The 19,976-nt window shown below is 65.7% G+C and carries 19 protein-coding genes; 11 read left to right on the forward strand and 8 right to left on the reverse strand.

Features of this window, described 5'->3' with window-relative positions; genetic code table 11:
- Positions 1–27: 27 nt before the first annotated feature.
- Genes CG471_RS15060 through CG471_RS15070 form a run of 3 tightly spaced genes read left to right on the forward strand, consistent with a single transcriptional unit; the run spans position 28 to position 2,365 of the window.
- Positions 28–297 carry a type II toxin-antitoxin system Phd/YefM family antitoxin gene (locus CG471_RS15060; protein ID WP_010336339.1) on the forward strand — a complete coding sequence of 90 codons (270 nt, stop codon included), beginning with the start codon at positions 28–30 and terminating at the stop codon, positions 295–297.
- On the forward strand, positions 294–725 hold the full coding sequence (locus CG471_RS15065) for a type II toxin-antitoxin system VapC family toxin (RefSeq protein ID WP_010336338.1): 432 nt from the start codon (positions 294–296) through the stop codon (positions 723–725). Before CG471_RS15060 ends, CG471_RS15065 begins: the two co-directional genes overlap by 4 nt.
- Positions 725–2,365, forward strand: coding sequence for a recombinase family protein (locus CG471_RS15070; RefSeq protein WP_010336337.1), 1,641 nt, complete (start codon positions 725–727; stop codon positions 2,363–2,365). The genes CG471_RS15065 and CG471_RS15070 overlap by 1 nt, the downstream gene beginning before the upstream one ends.
- A 29-nt stretch (positions 2,366–2,394) precedes the next feature.
- On the opposite strand, the gene lptG is transcribed toward CG471_RS15070, so the two are convergent.
- Both lptG and lptF read right to left on the reverse strand, forming a co-directional pair.
- The gene (gene lptG / locus CG471_RS15075) at positions 2,395–3,495 is read right to left on the reverse strand and encodes an LPS export ABC transporter permease LptG (protein ID WP_004211023.1); all 1,101 of its coding nucleotides are present in this window, start codon (positions 3,493–3,495) and stop codon (positions 2,395–2,397) included.
- 4 nt (positions 3,496–3,499) lie between these two features.
- Positions 3,500–4,711: an LPS export ABC transporter permease LptF gene (gene lptF, locus CG471_RS15080; RefSeq protein ID WP_004211025.1), complete on the reverse strand. Its 1,212-nt coding sequence runs from the start codon at positions 4,709–4,711 to the stop codon at positions 3,500–3,502.
- 137 nt (positions 4,712–4,848) lie between these two features.
- Between lptF and CG471_RS15085 the strand changes: the two genes are divergently transcribed.
- Together CG471_RS15085 and CG471_RS15090 are read left to right on the forward strand one after the other, a co-directional pair.
- Positions 4,849–5,343, forward strand: coding sequence for a DUF2141 domain-containing protein (locus CG471_RS15085; RefSeq protein ID WP_010337967.1), 495 nt, complete (start codon positions 4,849–4,851; stop codon positions 5,341–5,343).
- Between the two features lie 7 nt (positions 5,344–5,350).
- A complete protein-coding gene (locus CG471_RS15090; RefSeq protein WP_010337966.1) occupies positions 5,351–6,316 on the forward strand; it encodes an acylglycerol kinase family protein in 966 nt (321 codons plus the stop codon).
- A gap of 54 nt (positions 6,317–6,370) precedes the next feature.
- On the opposite strand, the gene CG471_RS15095 is transcribed toward CG471_RS15090, so the two are convergent.
- The 3 genes from CG471_RS15095 to CG471_RS15105 are packed head-to-tail and all read right to left on the reverse strand — an operon-like array spanning position 6,371 to position 8,779.
- The gene (locus tag CG471_RS15095) at positions 6,371–7,381 is read right to left on the reverse strand and encodes an SMP-30/gluconolactonase/LRE family protein (RefSeq protein ID WP_099232362.1); all 1,011 of its coding nucleotides are present in this window, start codon (positions 7,379–7,381) and stop codon (positions 6,371–6,373) included.
- Positions 7,378–8,481, reverse strand: a complete 1,104-nt coding sequence (locus tag CG471_RS15100) for a Gfo/Idh/MocA family protein (RefSeq protein WP_099232363.1) — start codon at positions 8,479–8,481, stop codon at positions 7,378–7,380. Before CG471_RS15100 ends, CG471_RS15095 begins: the two co-directional genes overlap by 4 nt.
- Positions 8,482–8,509: 28 nt before the next feature.
- Positions 8,510–8,779, reverse strand: coding sequence for a helix-turn-helix transcriptional regulator (locus tag CG471_RS15105; protein ID WP_004211034.1), 270 nt, complete (start codon positions 8,777–8,779; stop codon positions 8,510–8,512).
- A gap of 296 nt (positions 8,780–9,075) precedes the next feature.
- Between CG471_RS15105 and CG471_RS15110 the strand changes: the two genes are divergently transcribed.
- A complete protein-coding gene (locus CG471_RS15110; protein WP_099232364.1) occupies positions 9,076–10,422 on the forward strand; it encodes a gluconate:H+ symporter in 1,347 nt (448 codons plus the stop codon).
- 84 nt (positions 10,423–10,506) lie between these two features.
- On the forward strand, positions 10,507–11,184 hold the full coding sequence (locus CG471_RS15115; RefSeq protein ID WP_017501752.1) for a FadR/GntR family transcriptional regulator: 678 nt from the start codon (positions 10,507–10,509) through the stop codon (positions 11,182–11,184).
- A 234-nt stretch (positions 11,185–11,418) separates the two neighbouring features.
- Here the strand turns inward: CG471_RS15115 and CG471_RS15120 are convergent, their stop codons facing one another.
- Entirely contained in the window at positions 11,419–12,312 is an 894-nt protein-coding gene (locus CG471_RS15120) for a diacylglycerol kinase family protein (protein ID WP_099232365.1), read from the reverse strand.
- Between the two features lie 69 nt (positions 12,313–12,381).
- Between CG471_RS15120 and CG471_RS15125 the strand changes: the two genes are divergently transcribed.
- Complete coding sequence (locus CG471_RS15125) at positions 12,382–13,260, forward strand: metallophosphoesterase (protein ID WP_099232366.1); 879 nt, start codon at positions 12,382–12,384, stop codon at positions 13,258–13,260.
- A gap of 166 nt (positions 13,261–13,426) precedes the next feature.
- On the forward strand, positions 13,427–15,208 hold the full coding sequence (locus CG471_RS15130; RefSeq protein ID WP_099232367.1) for a diguanylate cyclase: 1,782 nt from the start codon (positions 13,427–13,429) through the stop codon (positions 15,206–15,208).
- Between the two features lie 184 nt (positions 15,209–15,392).
- On the opposite strand, the gene CG471_RS15135 is transcribed toward CG471_RS15130, so the two are convergent.
- Entirely contained in the window at positions 15,393–16,268 is an 876-nt protein-coding gene (locus CG471_RS15135) for a LysR family transcriptional regulator (protein ID WP_099232368.1), read from the reverse strand.
- 97 nt (positions 16,269–16,365) lie between these two features.
- Between CG471_RS15135 and CG471_RS15140 the strand changes: the two genes are divergently transcribed.
- Both CG471_RS15140 and CG471_RS15145 read left to right on the forward strand, forming a co-directional pair.
- Complete coding sequence (locus CG471_RS15140; RefSeq protein WP_099232369.1) at positions 16,366–17,295, forward strand: AEC family transporter; 930 nt, start codon at positions 16,366–16,368, stop codon at positions 17,293–17,295.
- A 129-nt stretch (positions 17,296–17,424) separates the two neighbouring features.
- The gene (locus CG471_RS15145; protein WP_099232370.1) at positions 17,425–19,002 is read left to right on the forward strand and encodes an EAL domain-containing protein; all 1,578 of its coding nucleotides are present in this window, start codon (positions 17,425–17,427) and stop codon (positions 19,000–19,002) included.
- Positions 19,003–19,005: 3 nt separating this feature from the next.
- Here the strand turns inward: CG471_RS15145 and CG471_RS15150 are convergent, their stop codons facing one another.
- A complete protein-coding gene (locus CG471_RS15150) occupies positions 19,006–19,866 on the reverse strand; it encodes a class I SAM-dependent methyltransferase (RefSeq protein WP_099232371.1) in 861 nt (286 codons plus the stop codon).
- Positions 19,867–19,976: the final 110 nt, after the last annotated feature.

The raw sequence follows: 19,976 nt of genomic DNA on the forward strand, positions 1-19,976 counted from the left end.
ATGACCATGATAAATGGAGATGTGGTTATGGTAGTCGAAACGCATCCTGATAGCTGGACGGTAGCGCAGGCCAAGGCGCGCCTGAGCGAAGTCATCGAGAAGGCGCGGCGCGAGCCCCAGGCGATTACGCGTCACGGCAAAAGCGCCGTCGTCGTGGTCGATGCCGAACTATGGGAACGGGTTCAACGTCGCCAGCATCGTGGCAGCTTCGCCGACTTCCTGCTGACCTCGCCGTTGCGCGGATCGGGTCTTGAGGTCGATCGCCTCAAGGATGGTGTTCGCGAGATTGATCTATGAGTTTCCTGCTCGACACCAACATCATCTCAGAGGGAGCGAAGCCGCGTCCTGATCCCGGCGTGATGGATTGGCTGGCGTCGGTGGATGAGGAGGATCTGTTCCTGAGCGTGGTATCGCTAGCCGAACTGCGCCACGGCATCGAGCGCATGGACAAGGGGGCACGACAGTCGGGCCTCGACATCTGGCTGACCGAACAACTGGCGCCGCGATTTGAGGAAAGACTGCTCTCCATCGACAGCGTAACGGCGGATATGTGGGGCCGTATTGTCAATCGAGCACAAGGCGCGGGCCGCCCCATGGGCGCGATGGATGCTTTCATCGCCGCCCATGCGCAGCAGCACGAACTTACACTCGTCACTCGCAATATTTCCGACTTCGAGGCGACTGGTATCCGCCTGTTCAACCCTTGGACCGAAGGGAAAGCCTGATGAATCGCGTTGCCCTGTACGCTCGCTATTCCTCGGATCAGCAAAGCGCGGCATCGATCGAGGATCAGCTTCGCATCTGCCGCGAGCGCGCAGCGCGCGAGGGCTGGCATGTCGTAGGCCTCTATGATGATGCCGCGATCTCCGGCGCCAGCATGATCCTGCGCCCCGGTATCCAAGCGCTGGTGCAGGATGCGCAGGCGGGCAAGTTCGATATTGTCCTTGCCGAAGCGCTGGACCGGGTGTCGCGCGATCAGGCGGATGTGGCGACGCTCTTCAAGCATCTCCAGTTCGCCCGCGTGCCGCTCGTCACGCTCGCCGAAGGCGAGATTTCCGAACTGCATGTCGGCCTCAAAGGCACGATGAACGCGCTGTTCCTCAAGGACCTCGCGAAGAAGACCCATCGCGGACAGCGCGGACGTGTCGAGAAGGGCTTTTCGGCAGGACCGGTAGGCTATGGTTATCGCACGGTGCGGCGACTTTCCTCCGAAGGCGACTTGGTACGCGGCGAATGCCGGATCGAACCGTCAGAGGTTCCCATTGTCGAGCGAGTCTTCCGCGAGTTCGCGGCGGGCAAGAGTCCCCGCGCTATCGCGCGCGATCTGAATACCGACGGCATTCCCGGTCCATCGGGCCGTCCTTGGAGCGACACCACCATACGCGGCAAGCGGAGCCTCGGCATCGGCATCCTCAACAACGAAATGTATGTCGGCGTCCGGGTCTGGAACCATAAGCAGTCCGTCAAGGACCCGCACACCGGCCGGAACGTGCGTCGTCCCAATCCGGAGTCCGAATGGGTTCGAGCCGAAGCGCCTCAGCTCCGCATCATAAGCGATGATATTTGGCAGGCGGTAAAGCATCGGCAGGACGTGCTTGGCGAGCAATATAAGCCGATGATCGACGGCGTTCATGCGGCGCAGGCCAGCCGGATGCATCAGGCGCGGCGCCCGGTCACGCTCCTATCCGGCCTTGTAGAATGCGGCCTGTGCGGGGGCAAGGTCGGTCTGGCGGTCAATGGCCGCTTTGGCTGTATGAACTATCATCGCCGCCATACCTGCGCCAACAGCCGCACCATTCGCCGCGATGCGCTGGAAGAGCGGGCGCTTGCGGGTCTGCGTGAACGGCTGGTGTCACCGGAAAAGGTCCAGGCGGCCGTTGCCGCCTATGCCGAATATATCAACCGCCATAATCGCGAGCAGCGGATGCAGATTGAAGTCGATCGCCGCTCACTGGACAAGATCGAGCGCGCCATTGCCGGAATCATGACCGCTATCGAGGATGGGCTCTATCAGCCCACGATGAAGGCCCGCATGGCGGAGCTTGAACGGCAGAAGAGTGAAATCGCCGCCCGCATGGCGCTCGCCCCCCAGGCTGTTCCTGACGTTCATCCCGGCGTCGCTGAAATCTACAAGCGGGAGATGGAACGCTTCTCCCAAGCGCTGGAAGACCCGGAAACCCGGCTCGACGCCTCTGACGCCATTCGTTCGCTCATCCACCGGATCGTACTGCATCCCGGCGAGAAACGCGGCGAAATCCATGCCACGCTTCATGGTGCCTTGATGGGCATCCTCGATTTTGCAAAGGAAGATGCCCGATCTGAACCCGTTGTTACGACAAAGGTGGCTCAGGGTTCGCTGGCATGACGGGATAAGGAACAGTCTCCTGCCCCCCCCTATTCCTCGGTTCTGAACAGCACCGTCTCGCCGAGCAGCAGGAAGAGGAGGAAGGGCGCCCAGGCCGCGAGGATCGGCGGGTAGGCGCCCAGATTGCCCATGGCGAGCGAGAAATTGTCGGCGACGAAATAGGCGAAGCCCAGTGCCATGCCCATCACCGCGCGCAGGAAGAGCTGGCCCGAGCGGGCGAGGCCGAAGGCGGCGACGGAGCCCAGGATCGGCATCAGCACGGCCGAGAGCGGCCCGGACAGCTTGTGCCACAGGCTGCCTTCCAGTTCGGCGGTCGGCCGCCCGGCATCGTGCAGGTCGCCGATCGCCGCCTGCAACTCGCTGAAGGTCAGGGCGTCGGGATCGACCTTGGCCAGGGTGAACTGGTCGGGACGGATGTCGCTGCCGAAGCGGACGGTGCCGACATTCTGGAGCGTGCCGCGGGCGACGTCGAACTGGCGCGCGCCTTCCAGCACCCAGCTCTTGCTGGCGGCGTCATAATGGCCCTTGGGCGCGGTGATGATGGTGGTGAGGCTGTTGTTGATGCGGTTGAAGATCTCGACCTTGCGCAGCTGCACGTCCTGGCCATGGCCCGCGACGATCGCCGCGGTGACGAGATTATTGCCGTCACGCACCCAGGGATTGGTCTTGATGCCGCTGTCCGCCGGCACCGGGCCGAAGTCGACCGCCTGCCAGGCGCTGAGCATCGCGGTCGAGCGGGCGACGATCCGTTCGTTGAAGGCGTAGCTGAGGACCGAGACACCGAGCGCGGCGGCGATCAGCGGGGCGAGGATCTGCTGGGCGGAGAGGCCCGCCGCCTTCATCGCGATGATCTCGCTATTCTGGTTGAGGGTCGCCAGCATGATGAGGGTACCGAGCAGCACCGAGAAGGGCAGGAAGCGGGCTACGATCTGGGGCGCGCGCAGGCCGACATAATGCCAGAGTTGCGCATCGCCATTGCCCGGATAGGCGAGGATGTCGCCCGAATTGCCGAGCAGGTCGAGCATCTGCAGCACGACCACCAGCATGGCCAGCACGGCGAGCGTGCGGGTCAGGAACAGCCGTACCATGTACCAGCTGACCTGGCGCGAGGGGAAGAAATCGAACTGCATGGGGTCAGGCTGCTCCTTGCGCCGGCTCGCCGCGCCGCGTCACGAAGCGCAGCAGGCGGCCGATCTGCTTGCCGAGCTTGGCGAAGGCATATTCCAGCGCCGCGATCGGCTGGCCGCCGGGGCGGTGGGCGATGACATGATACATCCAGAAGATCAGTCCGGACGCCAGCAGGAACGGCCCCCATAGCGCGATGATCGGGTCGATCTTGCCCAGCGAGCCGATGCTTTCGCCATATTGGTTGATCTTGTGATAGGTGACGATGAAGACGATCGAAAGGAACACGCCGAGCGCCGAGGTCGAGCGCTTGGGCGGGATCGCAAAGGCGAGCGCGGCCATCGGCAGCAGCATCATCATCACCACTTCGACCATGCGGAAATGGAAGTTGGAGCGGACCTCGTTGCGCAGCTTGGTCGGCGTGGCGGGATCGCGCCCCATCGAGAAGAGTTCGGGCAGGGTCTTTTCCCGGTCGACGTCGCGGCCGCGGAAATTCTCGATCTGCGGCAGGTCGATCGGCAGATCGTGGCTGGAGAAGGAGAGGATGCGCGGCGTCTTGTACTTGGGCGCGTCGTTCACCAGCACGCCGTCGCGCAGGCGGAAAATGATGGTGTCGGGATCGTCGGTGGCGAGGAAGGCGCCCTGGGCAGCCGTGACCGCGACCGACTGGCCATCCTTGCCGACGGCGCGGACGAAGATGCCGCGCAGGTTGCGTCCTTCGTCCAGGCTGCGTTCGATCCGCAGGGTCATGCGCTTGCCCAGGCTGGTGAACTCGCCGACCTTGATCGAGGCGCCCAGCGCGCCCGAGCGCAGTTCGAAGCGCAGCGCTTCATAGGCGTGACGGGACAAGGGCTGGACCCAGCCGACAATGCCGAGGTTGAGCAGGGCGAGGGCGAAGGCGAACATGTAGGGGACGCGCAGCAGCCGGCCATAGGAGAGGCCGACGGCGCGCATCACGTCGAGTTCGGACGAGGTGGCAAGCTTGCGGAAGGCGAGCAGGATGCCGAGCATCAGCCCGATCGGAATGCCGAGCGAGAGATATTCGGGCAGCATGTTGGCTAGCATGCGCCACACGACACTGACGGGGCCGCCTTCGGCCGCGACAAAATCGAACAGGCTCAACATCTTGTCGAGCACCAGCAGCATCGCGGCGATCACCAGCGTGCCAAGCAATGGCAGCGCGATCAGGCGGGCGAGATATCGGTCGATGGCAGTCAGCATTTCTCTATGTCGTCGTCCCATCACCATGTTTTGGCCGCAAACCCCGCCCATATGCGAGTCAGCTAATAAAAGAGTCGCGGGGCGAACAGGGGCTCGCCGTCCGATCACATCGGGCGGCTATAGCTTCCAGGAGTCTGATGGTCATGTTGAAAGTTGCAATGGGTCTGATGCCGGTGGCGGTTCTGTTGGCCGCAACGCCTGCCTTGGCCCATGGTCAGGAAATCACGAACGATCTGTCCCGTTGCGCCGCGTCGGCCAAGGGGCCGGCGGTGCTGGTCGATGTACGCGGCTTTGCCGAGGCGACCGGCCGCGTGCGCATGCAGTCCTATCACGCCACCAAGGCGAGCTGGCTGACCAAGGGCGAATGGCTGAACCGGATCGACACCGTGGTCCGCCCGTCCGAAGGCGGCATGCGCTTCTGCATGCCGATCCCGGAGCCGGGCAAATATGGCATCGCCGTGCGGCATGACCGGGACGGCAATGGCAAGACCGACATTTCGCGGGATGGCGGCGGTTTTTCGAACAATCCGTCGATCAACATCTTCAATCTGGGCAAGCCGTCGGTCGACAAGGCCGCCTTCTATGCTGGACCGGGCGTGACCCGGATCACCATCAACCTCAAATATATGTAAGGTCGTCATGGTTCGCGTCGCGCTCCTGTCCAATCCCAAGTCCACGGGCAACCGGCAGACCTTGCCGCGCGTGCGCAGTTTTTGTGCCAACAACCCGGACATCTTCCATTATGAGGTCGAGCATGTCGACCAGATCGGCCGCGCGCTGCAGACGATTGCGCGGGTCGATCCGGCCGTCATCGTCATCAATGGCGGCGACGGGACGGTGCAGGCGGCGCTGACCGAACTGTATCAGGGCGAGCATTTCTGCGGTCGGGTGCCCCCGATCGCGGTGCTGCCCAATGGCAAGACCAACCTGATTGCGCTGGACCTGGGCATCCATGGCGACCCGATCAAGGCGCTGGAGCGCATCGTCGAGATCGCCAAATCTGGGCTGGGCGATCATGTCGTGCAGCGCGAGCTGATCGCGCTGACCGACGGGCAGACGACCCGTCCGGTGCTGGGCATGTTCCTGGGCGGTGCGGGCCTGGCCGACTATATCCTCTATTGCCGGGACAAGATCTATCCGCTCGGCCTGTCCAACGGGTTCAGCCATTTCCTGACCGCGCTCGCCGTGCTGGCGTCGCTGGTTTTCGGCATTCGTGCCCGATTTCTGCCACAATCCAGCCACCCGGTCAGCATCTCGCTGATGCGCGAGGGGCAGTTGGCGGGGCGCTTCTCGGTCTTGATCGTGACCACGCTGGAGCGGCTGCTGCTGGGCGTCGATCCGGGTGACAGCCGCCGTGGCAACATGAAGCTGATGGCGGTCGACCAGAGCGTCTCGGCGCTGTTGCGCCTGGTCTGGGCCAGCGTCTTCCGCCGGATGGGCAAGCAGCAGATGCAGGGCATCCATCTGGAGCAGGGCGACACGATCCGCATCGAGGGCGCACAGAGCAGCGTGATCCTGGACGGCGAAATCTTCCGCGCGTCGGAAGGCAAGCCGATCCTGCTGCGCTCGACCGAGCCGGTGCCCTTCCTGCGCCTGGCCGCCTGAGATCCCAAGCTTCGCTGAGGTGATGGATTTGGTAGAAATGACCGTGATTGGTCGCTAGGCGCCACTGGATATCAGCGGCACCGCAGCCAGCCGGTCGGCTGATGTCAGGAACAGGGTCGCGCCGCCCTCGCCGATGCAACAATTGGCGATCGCCTTGCCGGTGCGGATCTTGCCGAGCAGCCTGCCATCGGGCGCGCAGACATGGACGCCGCCGGGGCCGGTGGCAAAGACGGTGCCGTCGGGCGCGGTCTTGATGCCGTCGGGCAGGCCCGGTTCACCCGCGGCCAGTTCCCTGGCCATGTCGCGGAACAGGCGCTGCCCCGTGGGTATGCCGTCCGCGCCCAGGCTGTAGGCCAGAACCTGCGGCCGCTTCTCGTCCGACAGCGCCAGATACAGCGTGCGGCCATCGGGCGAGAGGGTCACGCCATTGGGCCGGCGATGGCTGCCGTCGATCAGCGTCACCATGCCGTCGGGCGTCAGCCGGTAGAGGCCGTTGAAGCCGATTTCCCGCAGCGATGACGTGTCGCCATCGGTCAGGCCATAGGGCGGGTCGCTAAAATAGATGCTGCCATCGGCCGCGATGGTCAGGTCGTTGGGGCTGTTGAAGCGCTTGCCCTGATAGCGGTCGGCGAGGATGGTCCGCGCCTTTGTCTTGAGGTTCACGCGCACGATCGCGCGCGTGCCGCTGTCGGCGCCGACCAGATGGCCGTCCCTGTCGATCGCGATGCCGTTGAGGCCCGCTTCGCGTATCTCCTTGGGGATCGCGGTCTGCAGGCCCGAGGGCGAGAGGAAGGGCGACACGCCATCCTTGCGGGTCCAGCGATAGACGATGTTGGAGGGCGGATCGCCGAACAGCAGCGCGTCGATCGGTGCGGCCCAGGTCGGCCCCTCGGCCCAGCGATAGCCCTGCGCCAATATCGCCACCTGCGCGCCAGGCGCAATGATGCGGTCGAGCGCCGGATCGATCCGGTCGATCCGCGCGGCCGGCAGGTCGGCCGCGTGCGCAAGGGTGTGGGTCAGGGGGAGGGCTGCCATTCCGGCCAGCAGGGTACGACGATCGATCATGCGCCGAGAGTAACCGAGCGATGCTCCGCAGCCGAGCGATAGATCGCCTCGATCACGCGCAGATCGGCCAGCCCCTCCTCACCCGCGACGATCGGCGCGGTGCCGTTCGCGATGCATTCGGGCAGATGGTCCAACTGCGCGGCAAACTGGTTCTTCGCCGGCGCCGGCAGGCTGCGCGGCGTGGTCACGCCATCCTTGCGGATCATCATCGTCTGGCCGCTATATTGGGTCGCGGGTTCCATATCGATCCAGCCCTGGGTGCCGATCACCCGATAGCCATTATGGGCCGAGCTGTAGCTCGACACGCAATTGGCGATGATGCCCGACGGGAAGCGCAGCATGAAGTCGATCCGGTCCTCCACGGTGGCGAAGCGCGGATCGCTGCGGTCGGTGCTGGCGATCGCGCTCACCTCCACCGGCTCCTCCCCGGTCAGGTAGCGCGCGGCGTTAAGGCTGTAGATGCCGATGTCCATCATCGATCCGCCACCCGACAGGGGCTTGTCGAGCCGCCATTGCCCGGCCTTGATCGGGAAGCCATGTTCGGCGGTGATGATCCGCGTCGGCCCGACATGGCCGCCCCGCGCCAGCTCGATCGCCAGGCGGTTATAGGGCTCGAAGCGGGATCGATAGCCGATCATCAGCTTGCGCCCGGCCTTGGCGCAGGCGGCCATCATCGCCTCGCATTCGGCCACCGACACCGCCATCGGCTTCTCGCACATCACATGCTTGCCCGCCTGCGCCGCGCGGATGCTATATTCAGCATGGAGGCTGTTGGGCAGGACGATATAGACGATGTCGATATCGGGATTGTCGCGGATCCGATCAAAATCGGCATAGCTGTAGCGATGCGTCTTGGGGATGCCGTACTGGTCGCCATATTGGACCAGCTTGGCCGGGGTGCCGCTGACCAGCGCGACCAGCTTCGCATGCTCGCAGCCGGCGAAATTGGGCATGATCTGCTGCGTGGCATAATAGCCCAGGCCGACAATGGCATAGCCCAGCTTACGCTGTGGCGCGGCGCAGGCGGTCGTGCTGCCCATGCCGGCCAGCACCAGCCCGGCGCCGATGCCCCCCATCAACTCCCGTCGCGATCGATCCATGCGGCGTCTCCCGCCAAGAGGGTGGTGTTCAGTCGGCGGCGCGGCTCAGCGCCGGGCGCATCCAGCCGAAATGACTGGCGGCGATGGCGACCTGGGTGCGGTTGCGGACGTTGAGCTTGCGCATCAGCGCGGTCATATGGACCTTCACCGTCGCCTCGGCCATGCCCAGCTCATAGGCGATCTGCTTGTTGAGCAGGCCGGAATGGACGCAGCGCATCACCTTCATCTGGGTCGGCGTGAGATGTGGGGCTTCGGGGACCATCTGGTCCTGGCGATCGAGAATGTGCAGATCCTGCATCCTGCCTCTCCCTCTGATTGATCCGCGTTGGGGCCTGGACCGGCCCAAGGATTCGTTAGCGCTAACGATACTGGAATCAGTCAGACAGGTTCAAGCGAAAATTTGCAATATTCGGGAAATAACCTAGCGCATGGCCGAAATGCGGCTATAACCTGTCTAACAGATTTTCGGGATTCGCCCTGCGGATGACCGGCTACGCATAGGAAAGAGAGGGTGGGGATGGCGTTACCATATCGTCGATCGGTGCCATGTGGCCGGGCGTTCAGCCAGGGCGAACTACAGGGAGGCATTGGCCGATGACCCCCGCCGATTATCGCCTGCTGATCGCCGCCGTCATCGGCATCGCCCTTTCCATCGCCCTCATCATCCGCGGCCGGCTCCATCCCTTTGTCGGCCTGCTGTGCGGTGCCTTCACCGTCGGCCTGATCGCCGGCCTGCCGATGGAGGAAACCGCCAAGGCGGTCGAAAAGGGCGCGGGCGCCATATTGGGCGGCACCGGCCTGGTCGTGGCGCTGGGCCTGGGCCTCGGCGCGATGCTGCAATTGTCGGACGGCGCTGGCGGCCTTGCCCGCTCGGCGCTGCGCATCTCCGGCGTGAAGGGCGCGCCCTGGGCCAGCCTGTTCACCGCCATCGTCATCGGCCTGCCGCTCTTCTTCGAGACCGGCCTCGTCCTGCTGCTGCCGATCGTCGCCTCCGCCGCCGCCGCGCTGCCCGCCGGGCAGAATGGCGATACCGCCAAGCTCAAGCTGATGCTGCCCGCGCTGTCGGGCCTGTCGGTCGTCCATGCGCTGGTGCCGCCGCATCCGGGGCCGCTGCTCGCCGTCAACGCGCTCGGCGCCAATCTCGGCCTCACCCTTCTCTATGGCCTGATCGTCGGCATCCCGACCGCGATCATCGCCGGCCCCGTGCTCGCCCGCTTCACCGCCCCCGGCGTGAAGCTCAATCCGCCCTTGCTCGATCCGGTCAAGGTCGATGTCGCCACCCCCTCGGTCGGCCGGGCGCTCGCCGCCGTGCTGCTGCCGGTGGTGCTGATCGCGGCGGGACAGGCGGTGGCGCTGCTGCCGGCGTCGGTCGCGCCGCATTTCCACTGGCTCGGCTGGGTCAGCGATCCGGTCGTCGCGCTGCTGATCGCGGTGCTGGTCGCACTGCCCCTGCTGTTCGGCCGCCGCATCACCGACGCGAAGATCCAGAACGCGATCTGGTCCGAAGCGATGGTCCCGGCCGGCGGCATCATCCTGGCGATCGGCGCGGGCGGCGCGCTCAAGCAGGTGCTGGTGACGGCTGGTCTCTCCGATCTGCTGGTCCGCTTTGCCGCCGGCGGCGCGATCTCGCCGATCCTGCTCGCCTGGGGCGTATCGGTCTGCATCCGCCTGGCTACCGGTTCGGCCACCGTCGCCACCATCACCACCGCCGGCGTGATGCAGGGCCTCGTCGCCGCATCGGGCGTGGAGCCCGAATGGATGGTGCTGGCGATCGGCGCGGGCTCGCTCTTCTTCTCCCACGTCAATGATCCCGGCTTCTGGCTGGTCAAATCCTATCTCGGCACCGACATGCCGGGCACGTTCAAGACCTGGTCGATCATGGAAACCGTGGTCGCGGTGGTCGGCCTGCTCCTCGTGCTGGTCGCGAGCAGCATCTTCTGACCAGGGCGCTGCTGACGCTTGTCGTCGGCAGCCTCTCATGACTAGGAGGCACAGGATGTTGCCCAGCGATCCACAGGTGCGCCGATGAACCAGGCTCGATTGTCCGACCATGCCTATGCCGGCATCGTCGAGATCATCAACGACCAGGATCTGGCGGTCGGGGACCGCCTGCCGTCGGAAGCGGCGCTGGCGGAGCGGTTCGGCGTCTCCCGCGCGATCGTGCGCGAGGCGCTGGTCCGGCTCGCCTCGGACGGCATTACCGAGGCGCGCCGGGGTGCCGGCTCCTTCGTGAAAAGCCGCCCGTCGCAGCGCCTCGCCGCCTTCATGCCGGCGACCGAACTGCCGGCGACGCTCGGCAGTTACGAGGTCCGCTTCGTACTGGAGGCGGAGGCCGCGCGCCTTGCCGCCACCCGCCGCAGCCCGATCGAAATGGCCCATGTCGAGGAAGGGATGGAGATGCTGCGCACCGCCCTGCTGTCGAGCGAGCCAGCCCATGCCGAGGATATGGAACTGCACCGCCGCATTGCCGAGGCGACCGGCAACCCGGCCTTCCTGATCGCCTTCGACGCGCTCCATGCCGATGTCGACAAGGTGATGCGCGCCGGCGTCGACATCAGCCGATCGCGCCCACCCGAAGTGATCGCGACCATGCTGCGCGAACATGAACAGATCGTCGCCGCCATCCGCGCCCAGGATGCCGAGGGCGCCGCGCTGGCGATGCGCTGGCATCTGTGGGAAGGGCGCCGCCGGCTGATGCCGTGAGGTTGGGCGGAAATTGACCTTCGCCTGCTCCGAAGAAGAGAGGGTGCTACCTGTGCCGGGATGACGCTGCTGGGTGAGGGGACGTACCCTCGCGTACATGGACCAAGATAGCGCATCCCCCTCATCCAACTTCGCCTGGCCGCTACGCGGCAACGCTTAATATCCATCTCCCTCAAGGGAGAAGGAATGGCGATGAATGGTCGCTTCCCGACCGTCTAGACTTGTTCTTGCCGCCTAGTCCTGCGGCACCGCCACATCGACCGCACCGGGGGCGATCTTTACCGTGACGGGGGTTTTTGCCAGCACTTCGCCGTCGATCGATATTTTCTGTGGCGGGTGGCAGGCGAGTCTGAACTGGCGGCCGTGAAATTCCTCCGTATGGGCGTTGCGGTCGCGCAGCTTGAAGAATTTGGCATACCAGTCCCAGGCAAGGCGCGGTTTGGAGCGGCCGACGACGGCCTGGATCACGATCTCGCCGGTATCGACGGCGGCATGGTCCGACAACTCGACCCCGCCATGATAGGGGCCGTTGAGGATGCGCACCTCGGTCGACCACAGGCGCCGTTCCTTCACTCCATCGTCGATGGTCAGGCGGAAGGCGCGGAAGCCGACCGAGCATTTGACCGCCCAGAGCAGATAGCCGATGCGGCCGAGATAGCGTTTGAGCTTGTGCGGCACGGTCTGGCCGATCATCGGCGACAGGCCTAGGGACGCGGCATTCACGAAATAGTCGCGATCGATCATGCCCAGATCCACGCGGCGGCGCTGGCCGGTGGCGATGGCGCGGACCGCGCCGTCGAGGTCGAGTGGCAGGCCCAATGTGCGGGCGAAGCTGTTGGCGGTGCCGAGCGGCAGCACGCCGAAGACGCAATCTTTGCCGACTAGTTCGTCGACCGTGCCCGACATGGAGCCATCGCCGCCGCCGACGATGACCATCGGCGCGCCGCTTTCCACCGCCTGGCGGACGGTGGTGGCCATCTGTTCGGGGTCGTCGACCGCATGGGCGGCGATCAGCTCGACGCCGGCGGCTTCGAGCTTTTCCCTTGCCTGATTGAAATTGTCCTGACCGCGTCGGCTATGGGCGTTGACGACGAGGATCGCCTGCCGGGGGAGCGTTTTCGTTTCCATGCCGCAATAACACCGTGCGGCGATTTCGGGTCCATCGGAAACGAATAGCGATGGATTCGTTGGGGAGGCATGGCCCGTATCGCCCATCTGTCCGACATTCATTTCGGCGCGCATGATCCGCGTATCGTCGACGCCGCCACCGCCTGGCTGGAGGAACGCCGGCCGGACCTGGTCGTCATCAGCGGCGACCTGACCCAGCGGGCGCGGGTGGAGCAGTTCAGGGCGGCGGCAGCCTGGCTGGGTCGCCTGCGCGCGGCGGGGTTGAAGATCCTAGTGATCCCCGGCAATCATGATGTGCCGCTGTTCGACGTGGTGCGCCGCTTCGCCCGGCCGCTGGCGCGCTACAAACGCTATATCAGCCGCGATCTCTGTCCCTTTTACGAGGATGACGAGGTCGCGATACTGGGGCTCAACACCGCCCGGTCGCTGACGATCAAGGACGGGCGGATCAACCATGACCAGATGGACCGGCTGCGCGAGAGTTTCGCGCAGGTGGCGCCGGCCAAGACTCGCATCCTGGTGACCCATCATCCGCTGTTCGCCATGCCGATCGGCCGGGGCGGGGAGTTGAGCGAGGCGGTGGGGCGGCATGAGGATGCGGTGCAGGCGGCGTGCGAGGCGGGGGTGCATGTCGCCCTGGCCGGCCATTTCCACCGCACCTATGCGGAGGCCGCGCAGAAGATGGTGGCGCATAGCGGCGGGGCGCTGGTGATCCAGGCGGGGACGGCGACATCGACCCGGCTGCGCAATGCGGAGCCGCAAAGCTTCAACTGGCTGCATGTCCGGCGCAACAATGCGATCGAACTGCAGGTGATCGTCTGGGATGGCAACGCGTTTCGCCGGGCCAGCCATGTCGATTATGTGCGGGAAGGCGAGGCGTGGACGGGACGGGCCGTGATCGACCCGCCGACGATTGGCAGCCTGGCTGTGCTACAAGGGACAGGCTGAGCCAGGAGTCTTCGATCGGTCGCAATTCTCCCTAAAAAACAATGATTCATGTTGCATCGGCGAAGCGATTGACCAAAGGCGATGGGCTTGCGGACCCAGGGAGTGTCAGTTGGTCGGATCATTGTCCCATCGGATTGTGGTGCTGTGCGGCATATTGTGCGTGGTGATGGTGCTGCTCGCCGGGCTGTTGCTCGACGGGTCGGCGCAGATGCGCGGTAGCCTGGGCTGGGTGACCCATTCCTCGCAGGTGCTCAAGACCGCGAACCGGACGCTGGGCCATCTGCAGGAAGCGGAGTCGGGACAGCGCGGCTATGTGCTGACCCGCAATCCCGAATTTGCCGAGACCGTCGCCGCCGAGATCGCCGCCGCCAAGCATGATGCCGCCGCGCTGGTCAGGCTGACCGCCGACAATCCGCCGCAGAATGAACGGGCGCAGCAGGTGCGCGCGCTGGTGACGGAACGGGCCGCGAGCCTGGAGAAATCGGCGGCCATGACCCGCGCGGGCGACTTTGCCGGGGCGCAGGCATCGACCGCGACCGGACGGGGCCGTTATCTGATGCTGATGGTCGAAGCGCGGGTCGGCGACCTGCTGGCCGAGGAGCGTTCGCTGTCGGTCGAGCGCATGGGCGCGGTGGAACGGCGGCTCAACTATATTCGCTGGCTGGTGCTGCTGGGCACGCCGTTGACGGTGGCGATCATCGTCATCATGGGCGTTGCGCTGATCCGCGGCATCCGCCGTCCGGTCGATGCGATGATGACGGTGATGGGCAAGCTGGGCGCGGGCGATCGCAGCGCGCGCATCGATGTCGAGATGCGATCGAGCGAGTTCGAGCGGCTGGCCGGCGGCTATAATGAAATGGCGCGCGAACTGGAGGCGGCGGTCGCCGACCAGGTGGACAGCGAGGGGCGGCTGAAGATCGCCAACCAGGAATTGAGCGCCAATGCGCAGGTGCTGCGCGAACGCGGCGAGGTGATCGAACTGCTGGGCGGCATGGCCCACCGGATGCAGGCGGCCCGCACCGACGAGGAACTGGCGTCGATCATCCGGGTGTTCGTGCCGCGCGTGCTGCCCGATATCCCCGGTGCTCTCTATGCCCATAATAATTCCCGCAACCTGCTGGTGCCGATCGCGGCCTGGGGCGGGCTGGAGGTCGAGCAGGCGGGCTTTGCGCCCGACCAGTGCTGGGCGCTGCGGCGCGGGCAGAGCCATTATGTGACCGAGCAGGGATCGGACATCGTCTGTGCCCATGTCGGGGCCGAGGCGGACCATTATCATTGCGAACCGTTGCTGGCCGGGGGTGAGGTGATCGGCGTGCTGTATCTGCGCGGCGTGGTAGGGGCCGAGAACCGGTTCCGCCTGACCGTGCTGACCGAGAATATCGCGTCGGCCCTGGTCAATCACCGTCTGCAACGCGGCCTGCGCGAACAGACGATCCGCGATCCGCTGACCAGCCTGTTCAACCGCCGCTACATGGAAGAGACGCTGGCGCTGGAGATTGCGCGGGCGACGCGCACCGGCAGCCCGCTGAGCCTGGTCATGTGCGACGTCGACCATTTCAAGCGCTTCAACGACGAGTTCGGCCATGAGGCGGGCGACGCGGTGTTGCAGGCGGTCGCGACCGAAATGCGCAGCCGCTTCCGTGACGGCGATGTCGTCTGCCGCTTTGGCGGCGAGGAGTTCACCATCATTGCGCCGGGCACATCGGCCGTGGTGCTGGCCGACCGGGTGGAGATCGTCCGCCAGGCGATCAGCGAGCTGATGGTCAACCAGGGTGGGCGCACGCTGGGGTCGACGACCATGTCCTTCGGCGTCGCGACCTGGGAAGAGAGCATGGAGCGCGACGGCTCGACACTGATCAAGGCGGCCGATGCCGCGCTCTATCGCGCCAAGCGCGAGGGGCGGAACCGGGTCGTGCTGGACGCGCGGGCGGAAGCGCTGTCAGCCTGACCGAAGTGGCCTGAAAGGGGCGGCGGAAATAGGAAAGTCGCCGCTTAACTTCGCATATTTCCCGCATATTTTGACATTTTATGTCGATGGTTGGAAATTTCCTTGCGTCGTCCCGCCTGCCTGAGTTGAGAAAGAGCCGGGCGCGATCATGGCAGTTCGGCGCGCTGTAGGACAGCGGGCCGTTTCATGCGGGCTGGAGGCTGTCGGCGATCGCGCGCAGATGGGCGAGTGCCGGATTGCGGGCGTCGGGGCGAACCATCAACAGTTGCTCGACCATCGGCGCGTCGACCAGCGGCACGAAGCGCACGCTGGTCATGGCGAGGCGCCGCAGCGATTCCGGCACGATCGCGACGCCCAGCCCTTCGCCGACCAGGCTGACGATCGTCTGCTGCAACTGGGTTTCGAGCAATATGGCGGGCGGCGCGGCCAGCCAGCCCAGGATCGCGCGGCGCAGCGTCGGCGTCACATCCGCGGGCGAGAGGATGAAGCGTTCGCCGGCCAACTGGTCGGGGGTGAGGGCGCTGGCACTGGCCAGATGATGGTCCGACGGGACGACGGCGGCGAGCGGCTCGCGATAGAGCGGGCTGGTGACGAGGCCGCGCCGGGGGCCGGGATCGAAGCCGATGGCGGCGTCGAAGCGCCCCTCCATCACGCCGTCGGCAAGCATCATCGGCAATGTTTCGCGCAGGTGCAGCGTGACGTCGGGATGGGCGGTGGCGAAGCGGCGGGTGAGCAGGGGCACGCTGCTATAGGCGGCATGCATCATGAAGCCGATCGTCAGTTCGCCAAGATCGCCGGACTGCCAGGCGCGCGCATCGCGACAGGCGCGGTCGAGCGCCGCGATGATCTGCCGGGCATCCTCCAGGAAGCGGGCGCCGGCGGGAGTCAGCACGGCGCGGCGCGAATGGCGCTCGATCAGGCGGACGCCCAGTTCCTGTTCCAGTGCGGCCACCTGACGACTGAGCGGCGGCTGGGTGACGTGCAGCCGTTCGGCCGCGCGGCCAAAATGCAGCGTTTCGGCGACGGCGACGAAATAGCGGAGCTGGCGAATATCGATCATACGGAAACAGTATCAATCATTCCATGCAATGGCATTGGTATGCATCGATCCGGAGGCGTAGGCGAGTGCTGTTTCCGCTGTCCCGAAAGTCCGTTCGATGTTGCCCGTGCTGCTGATCGTCCTGCCCATCTTCGCGCTGATCGGGGCGGGATGGATCGCCCGCAGGAGCGGCGTGCTGGGGCCGCATGCGACCGGCGAACTCAACCGCTTCGTGGTGTGGCTGGCGCTGCCGGCGCTGCTGTTCGACATTGTCGCCAAGGCGCGATGGAGCGACATCTGGCAACCCGGTTTCATTGCCGTCTTCGGCATCGGCGCGGGGCTGAGCTTTGCCGCGACGCTGGTGCTGCGGCGACGCGGGGGACGGCATCTGGCGGATGCGACGGTCGATGGACTGAACGCAGGCTATGCCAATACCGGTTTCATCGGCTTTCCGCTGGCGGCGACGATATTGGGGCCGGCATCGCTGGCACCGACCCTGGTGGCGACGATCATGACCGTCTGCGTGCTGTTTGCCGTGGCGCTGATCCTGATCGAGATCGGGATGCAGAGCGAGCGGCGGCCGGGGCATATGATGGCCAAGGTCGCACGGTCGCTGGCGACCAATCCGCTGCTGGTGGCGCCGCTGGTCGGCGGGCTGTTCCTGGCCTTCGCCATTCCGCTGCCGGCGCCGCTCGACAAGTTCCTGGCGCTGCTGGGCGGCGCGGCGTCGCCCTGTGCGCTGGTCGCGCTGGGGCTGTTCATCGCCGAGAAGCGGGAGGGCGCGCCGCCGCCGGCGGGTGCGGTGGGGTTTCTGGTAGGCATGAAGCTGCTGGCGCAGCCGCTGCTGACCGGGGCGCTGGCGCTGATCTTCCGCCTGCCGCCGGCGCTGGCGGCGACGGCGGTGCTGATGGCGGCGCTGCCGACCGGCACCGGCCCGTTCATGGTCGCCGAATTCTATGGCCGGGAAGCGGGCATCACCGCGCGGGTGGTGCTGGTCTCCACCATTGCCTCGCTGGCGACCATCACCCTCTATCTGAGCCTGCGCTGAGCATCAGGGCGACAGGGCGTTGCGCTTTCGCGCGCAAGGACAGGCCGTTAACAAAATAAATACTCGTCTTTGCTCTGCTGACGGCGCAGGTTTTGCTGCTCCGATGGCGAATGAAGATGGGGGCCGGACTTGCGGCGACGGATCATTATCTTTCTGGCCCTGATATTGGCGATATTGGCGATCGTCATTCCACTGGCACTGACCGTCCATTTTTCGCGCGAGCGGGCGATCGCCGCCGAGCGCGCGCATATGCAGGAATATGCCAACTGGACGCTGCTGCGCGCCGAGCAGGTGCTGACCGACGCCAAGGATGTGCTGACGCAGGTCGGCAAGGGCGATTGTTCCGTCGGCCATATCGTGCGGATGCGCCAGTTGGCGATCGACAGCGGGGCGGTGGAGGAGGTGGGCCATTATGATGGCGATCGGCTGGCCTGCACCGGGTGGGGCAAGGTGCCGGCGGATGTCGTCATCGGGCGCGGGACGCCTTCGGCGACGCTGGCGGGCGGTTATGCGCTTCATCTGCATGTGAAGCCGCGCATCAGCCATGCCCGCGAGGTGATGGTGCTGGGCTATCGTGACCATAATGTGCTGATCCTGCCGCAGCGACTGGTCGATGTCTTGTCCGACAGCCACATGATCCTGGGCATCGCGACGCGGCAGGGGACGCTGATCGCCATTACCGGGCGGGCCAATGACGGGCTGGTCGGACAATTGAGCCGGCAGGCGATGACCGGGATGGATGCGACGGACATCTATGCGTCGGTGCAGCGCGGCGACCTGACCGCCTTTGCCATTGCCGATCGCAGCGCCATCGATGCGAAGCTGGGCAGCGAGATGCGCCTGCTGTTGCCGATCGGGCTGGTGGCGTCCGCGATCCTGATGCTGCTGATCCTGTGGGTGTCGCGCCAGCGCCTGTCGCCGGAAAAGGAACTGAAGCTGGCCATCCGCAAGCGCGAGTTCCAGGTTCATTATCAGCCGCTGATCGAACTTGCGACCGGCTATTGCGTGGGCGCCGAGGCGCTGGTGCGGTGGCGGCGGCCCGATGGCCGGTGGATAGCGCCCGACCTGTTCATCCCGCTGGCCGAGCAGAGCGGGCTGATCCTGGACATTACCGACCATGTGATCGAGCAGGTGGTGGCGGACCTGCACGCCATGCTGCTGGCCGAGCAGCAGGTGCATGTGGCGATCAACATCTCCGCGCGCGACCTGGAAAGCGGCCGTTTCCTGGAGGTGCTGGAGCGCGAGATAGCCAAGGTCGGCATCGCGCCGGGCCAGATCTGGCTGGAGGTGACCGAGCGCAGCCTGATCAACCCGGACACCGCCCGCGCGACCATCGCCCGCGCGCGCGATGCCGGGCATCTGATGGCGATCGACGATTTCGGCACCGGCTATTCCAGCCTGTCGCTGCTGGAGACATTGCCGCTCGACGCGCTCAAGATCGACAAATGCTTCATCGATGCGATCGGCCGGGATGCGGCGGCCAGCGTGGTCACGCCCCATATCATCGGGATGGGGCGGGCGCTGAAGCTGAACCTGATCGCCGAAGGGGTGGAGACGCGCGAACAGGATGCCTATGTCCGCAAGGCCGGCGTCCAGTTCGCGCAGGGCTGGTATTATGCCAAGGCGTTGCCGGCGGACGAGTTCATGGCCTTCTATCGCGACTATAATCGCGGCAAGCGATCCCGCTTCCTGAGCGTCGCGGCCTGAGGATCAGTCCTTGCCCTTGAGCGCGGCGGCCAGCGAGACGGTGGCGCTGCCGCGGCGGGCGGGGGCGGCCTGGCTGGCATCGGGTTTCCAGCCGGACAGATAGATGAGCGCCATCTGTTCGGCGGTGCGGCCGTCGGGATCGGCGGCATCGGCGAAATGGGCGGCGGCGCGCATCAGCACATCGCGCGACAGGGCCGGCGGGCGGGTGGCGAGCGCATTGCCCGCGCCCATGCCGCGCAGATCATGCATCAGCCGGACGATGTCGCCATAGCGGATATTGAGCGTCTCTCCATCGGCCACCGGCATGGCGAAGCCGGCGCGGCTCAAGAGATCGCCGGCCGAACGGACATCGACCTGGGGATGGACATGCTGGCCGGGCCGGTCGCCTTCGGCCGCGAGCAGGGCGGACTTGAGGCGGGACAGGCTGCCGGCGCCGGCAAAGGCGGCGAGCATCAGACCGTCGGGCCGCAGCACACGGCGCATCAGGATCAGCGCGCCGGGCAGGTCATTGACGCTGTCGAGCGTACCGCAGGCGATGACCAGGTCGAAACTATTGTCGGCAAAGGGCAGGGCATCCTCGTCCGCCTGCACGCCGCCGGCCCATTGCGCGGCCAGGAAGCCGGGATCGGCGCAGGCGACGCGCTTGCCCATGGCTTCGAGCGCAGCCTTCGCGCTGCCGTCCGGGCAGCCGACCAGCAACACTTCGGGCAGATCACGCTGCACATCGGCCAGCCGTTCGAGCAGTTCGTCCAGCATCGCGCGGTGGAGGAAGTCGTGATCGGCAAAGGCGCCGAGCATCCGGTCGCGGTGACGGGCGCGCAGGGCGCGGTCGAAAATGTCGGGGCGGGTTTCGGGGGCAGTCATGGCGGGGCCTGTGGGTCGGGGGGGGAAGGGGGGGAAAGGGGAGGGTGTCGCGGGGGCCGCCTCTCTAAACCGCGAGGCGTCCCGGCATGGGGTTTGCCCCTCCCCCCCCC

Origin of the sequence: Sphingobium sp. IP1, from assembly GCF_002708645.1 — a bacterium.
GTDB classification, from domain to species: Bacteria; Pseudomonadota; Alphaproteobacteria; order Sphingomonadales; family Sphingomonadaceae; genus Sphingobium; species Sphingobium yanoikuyae.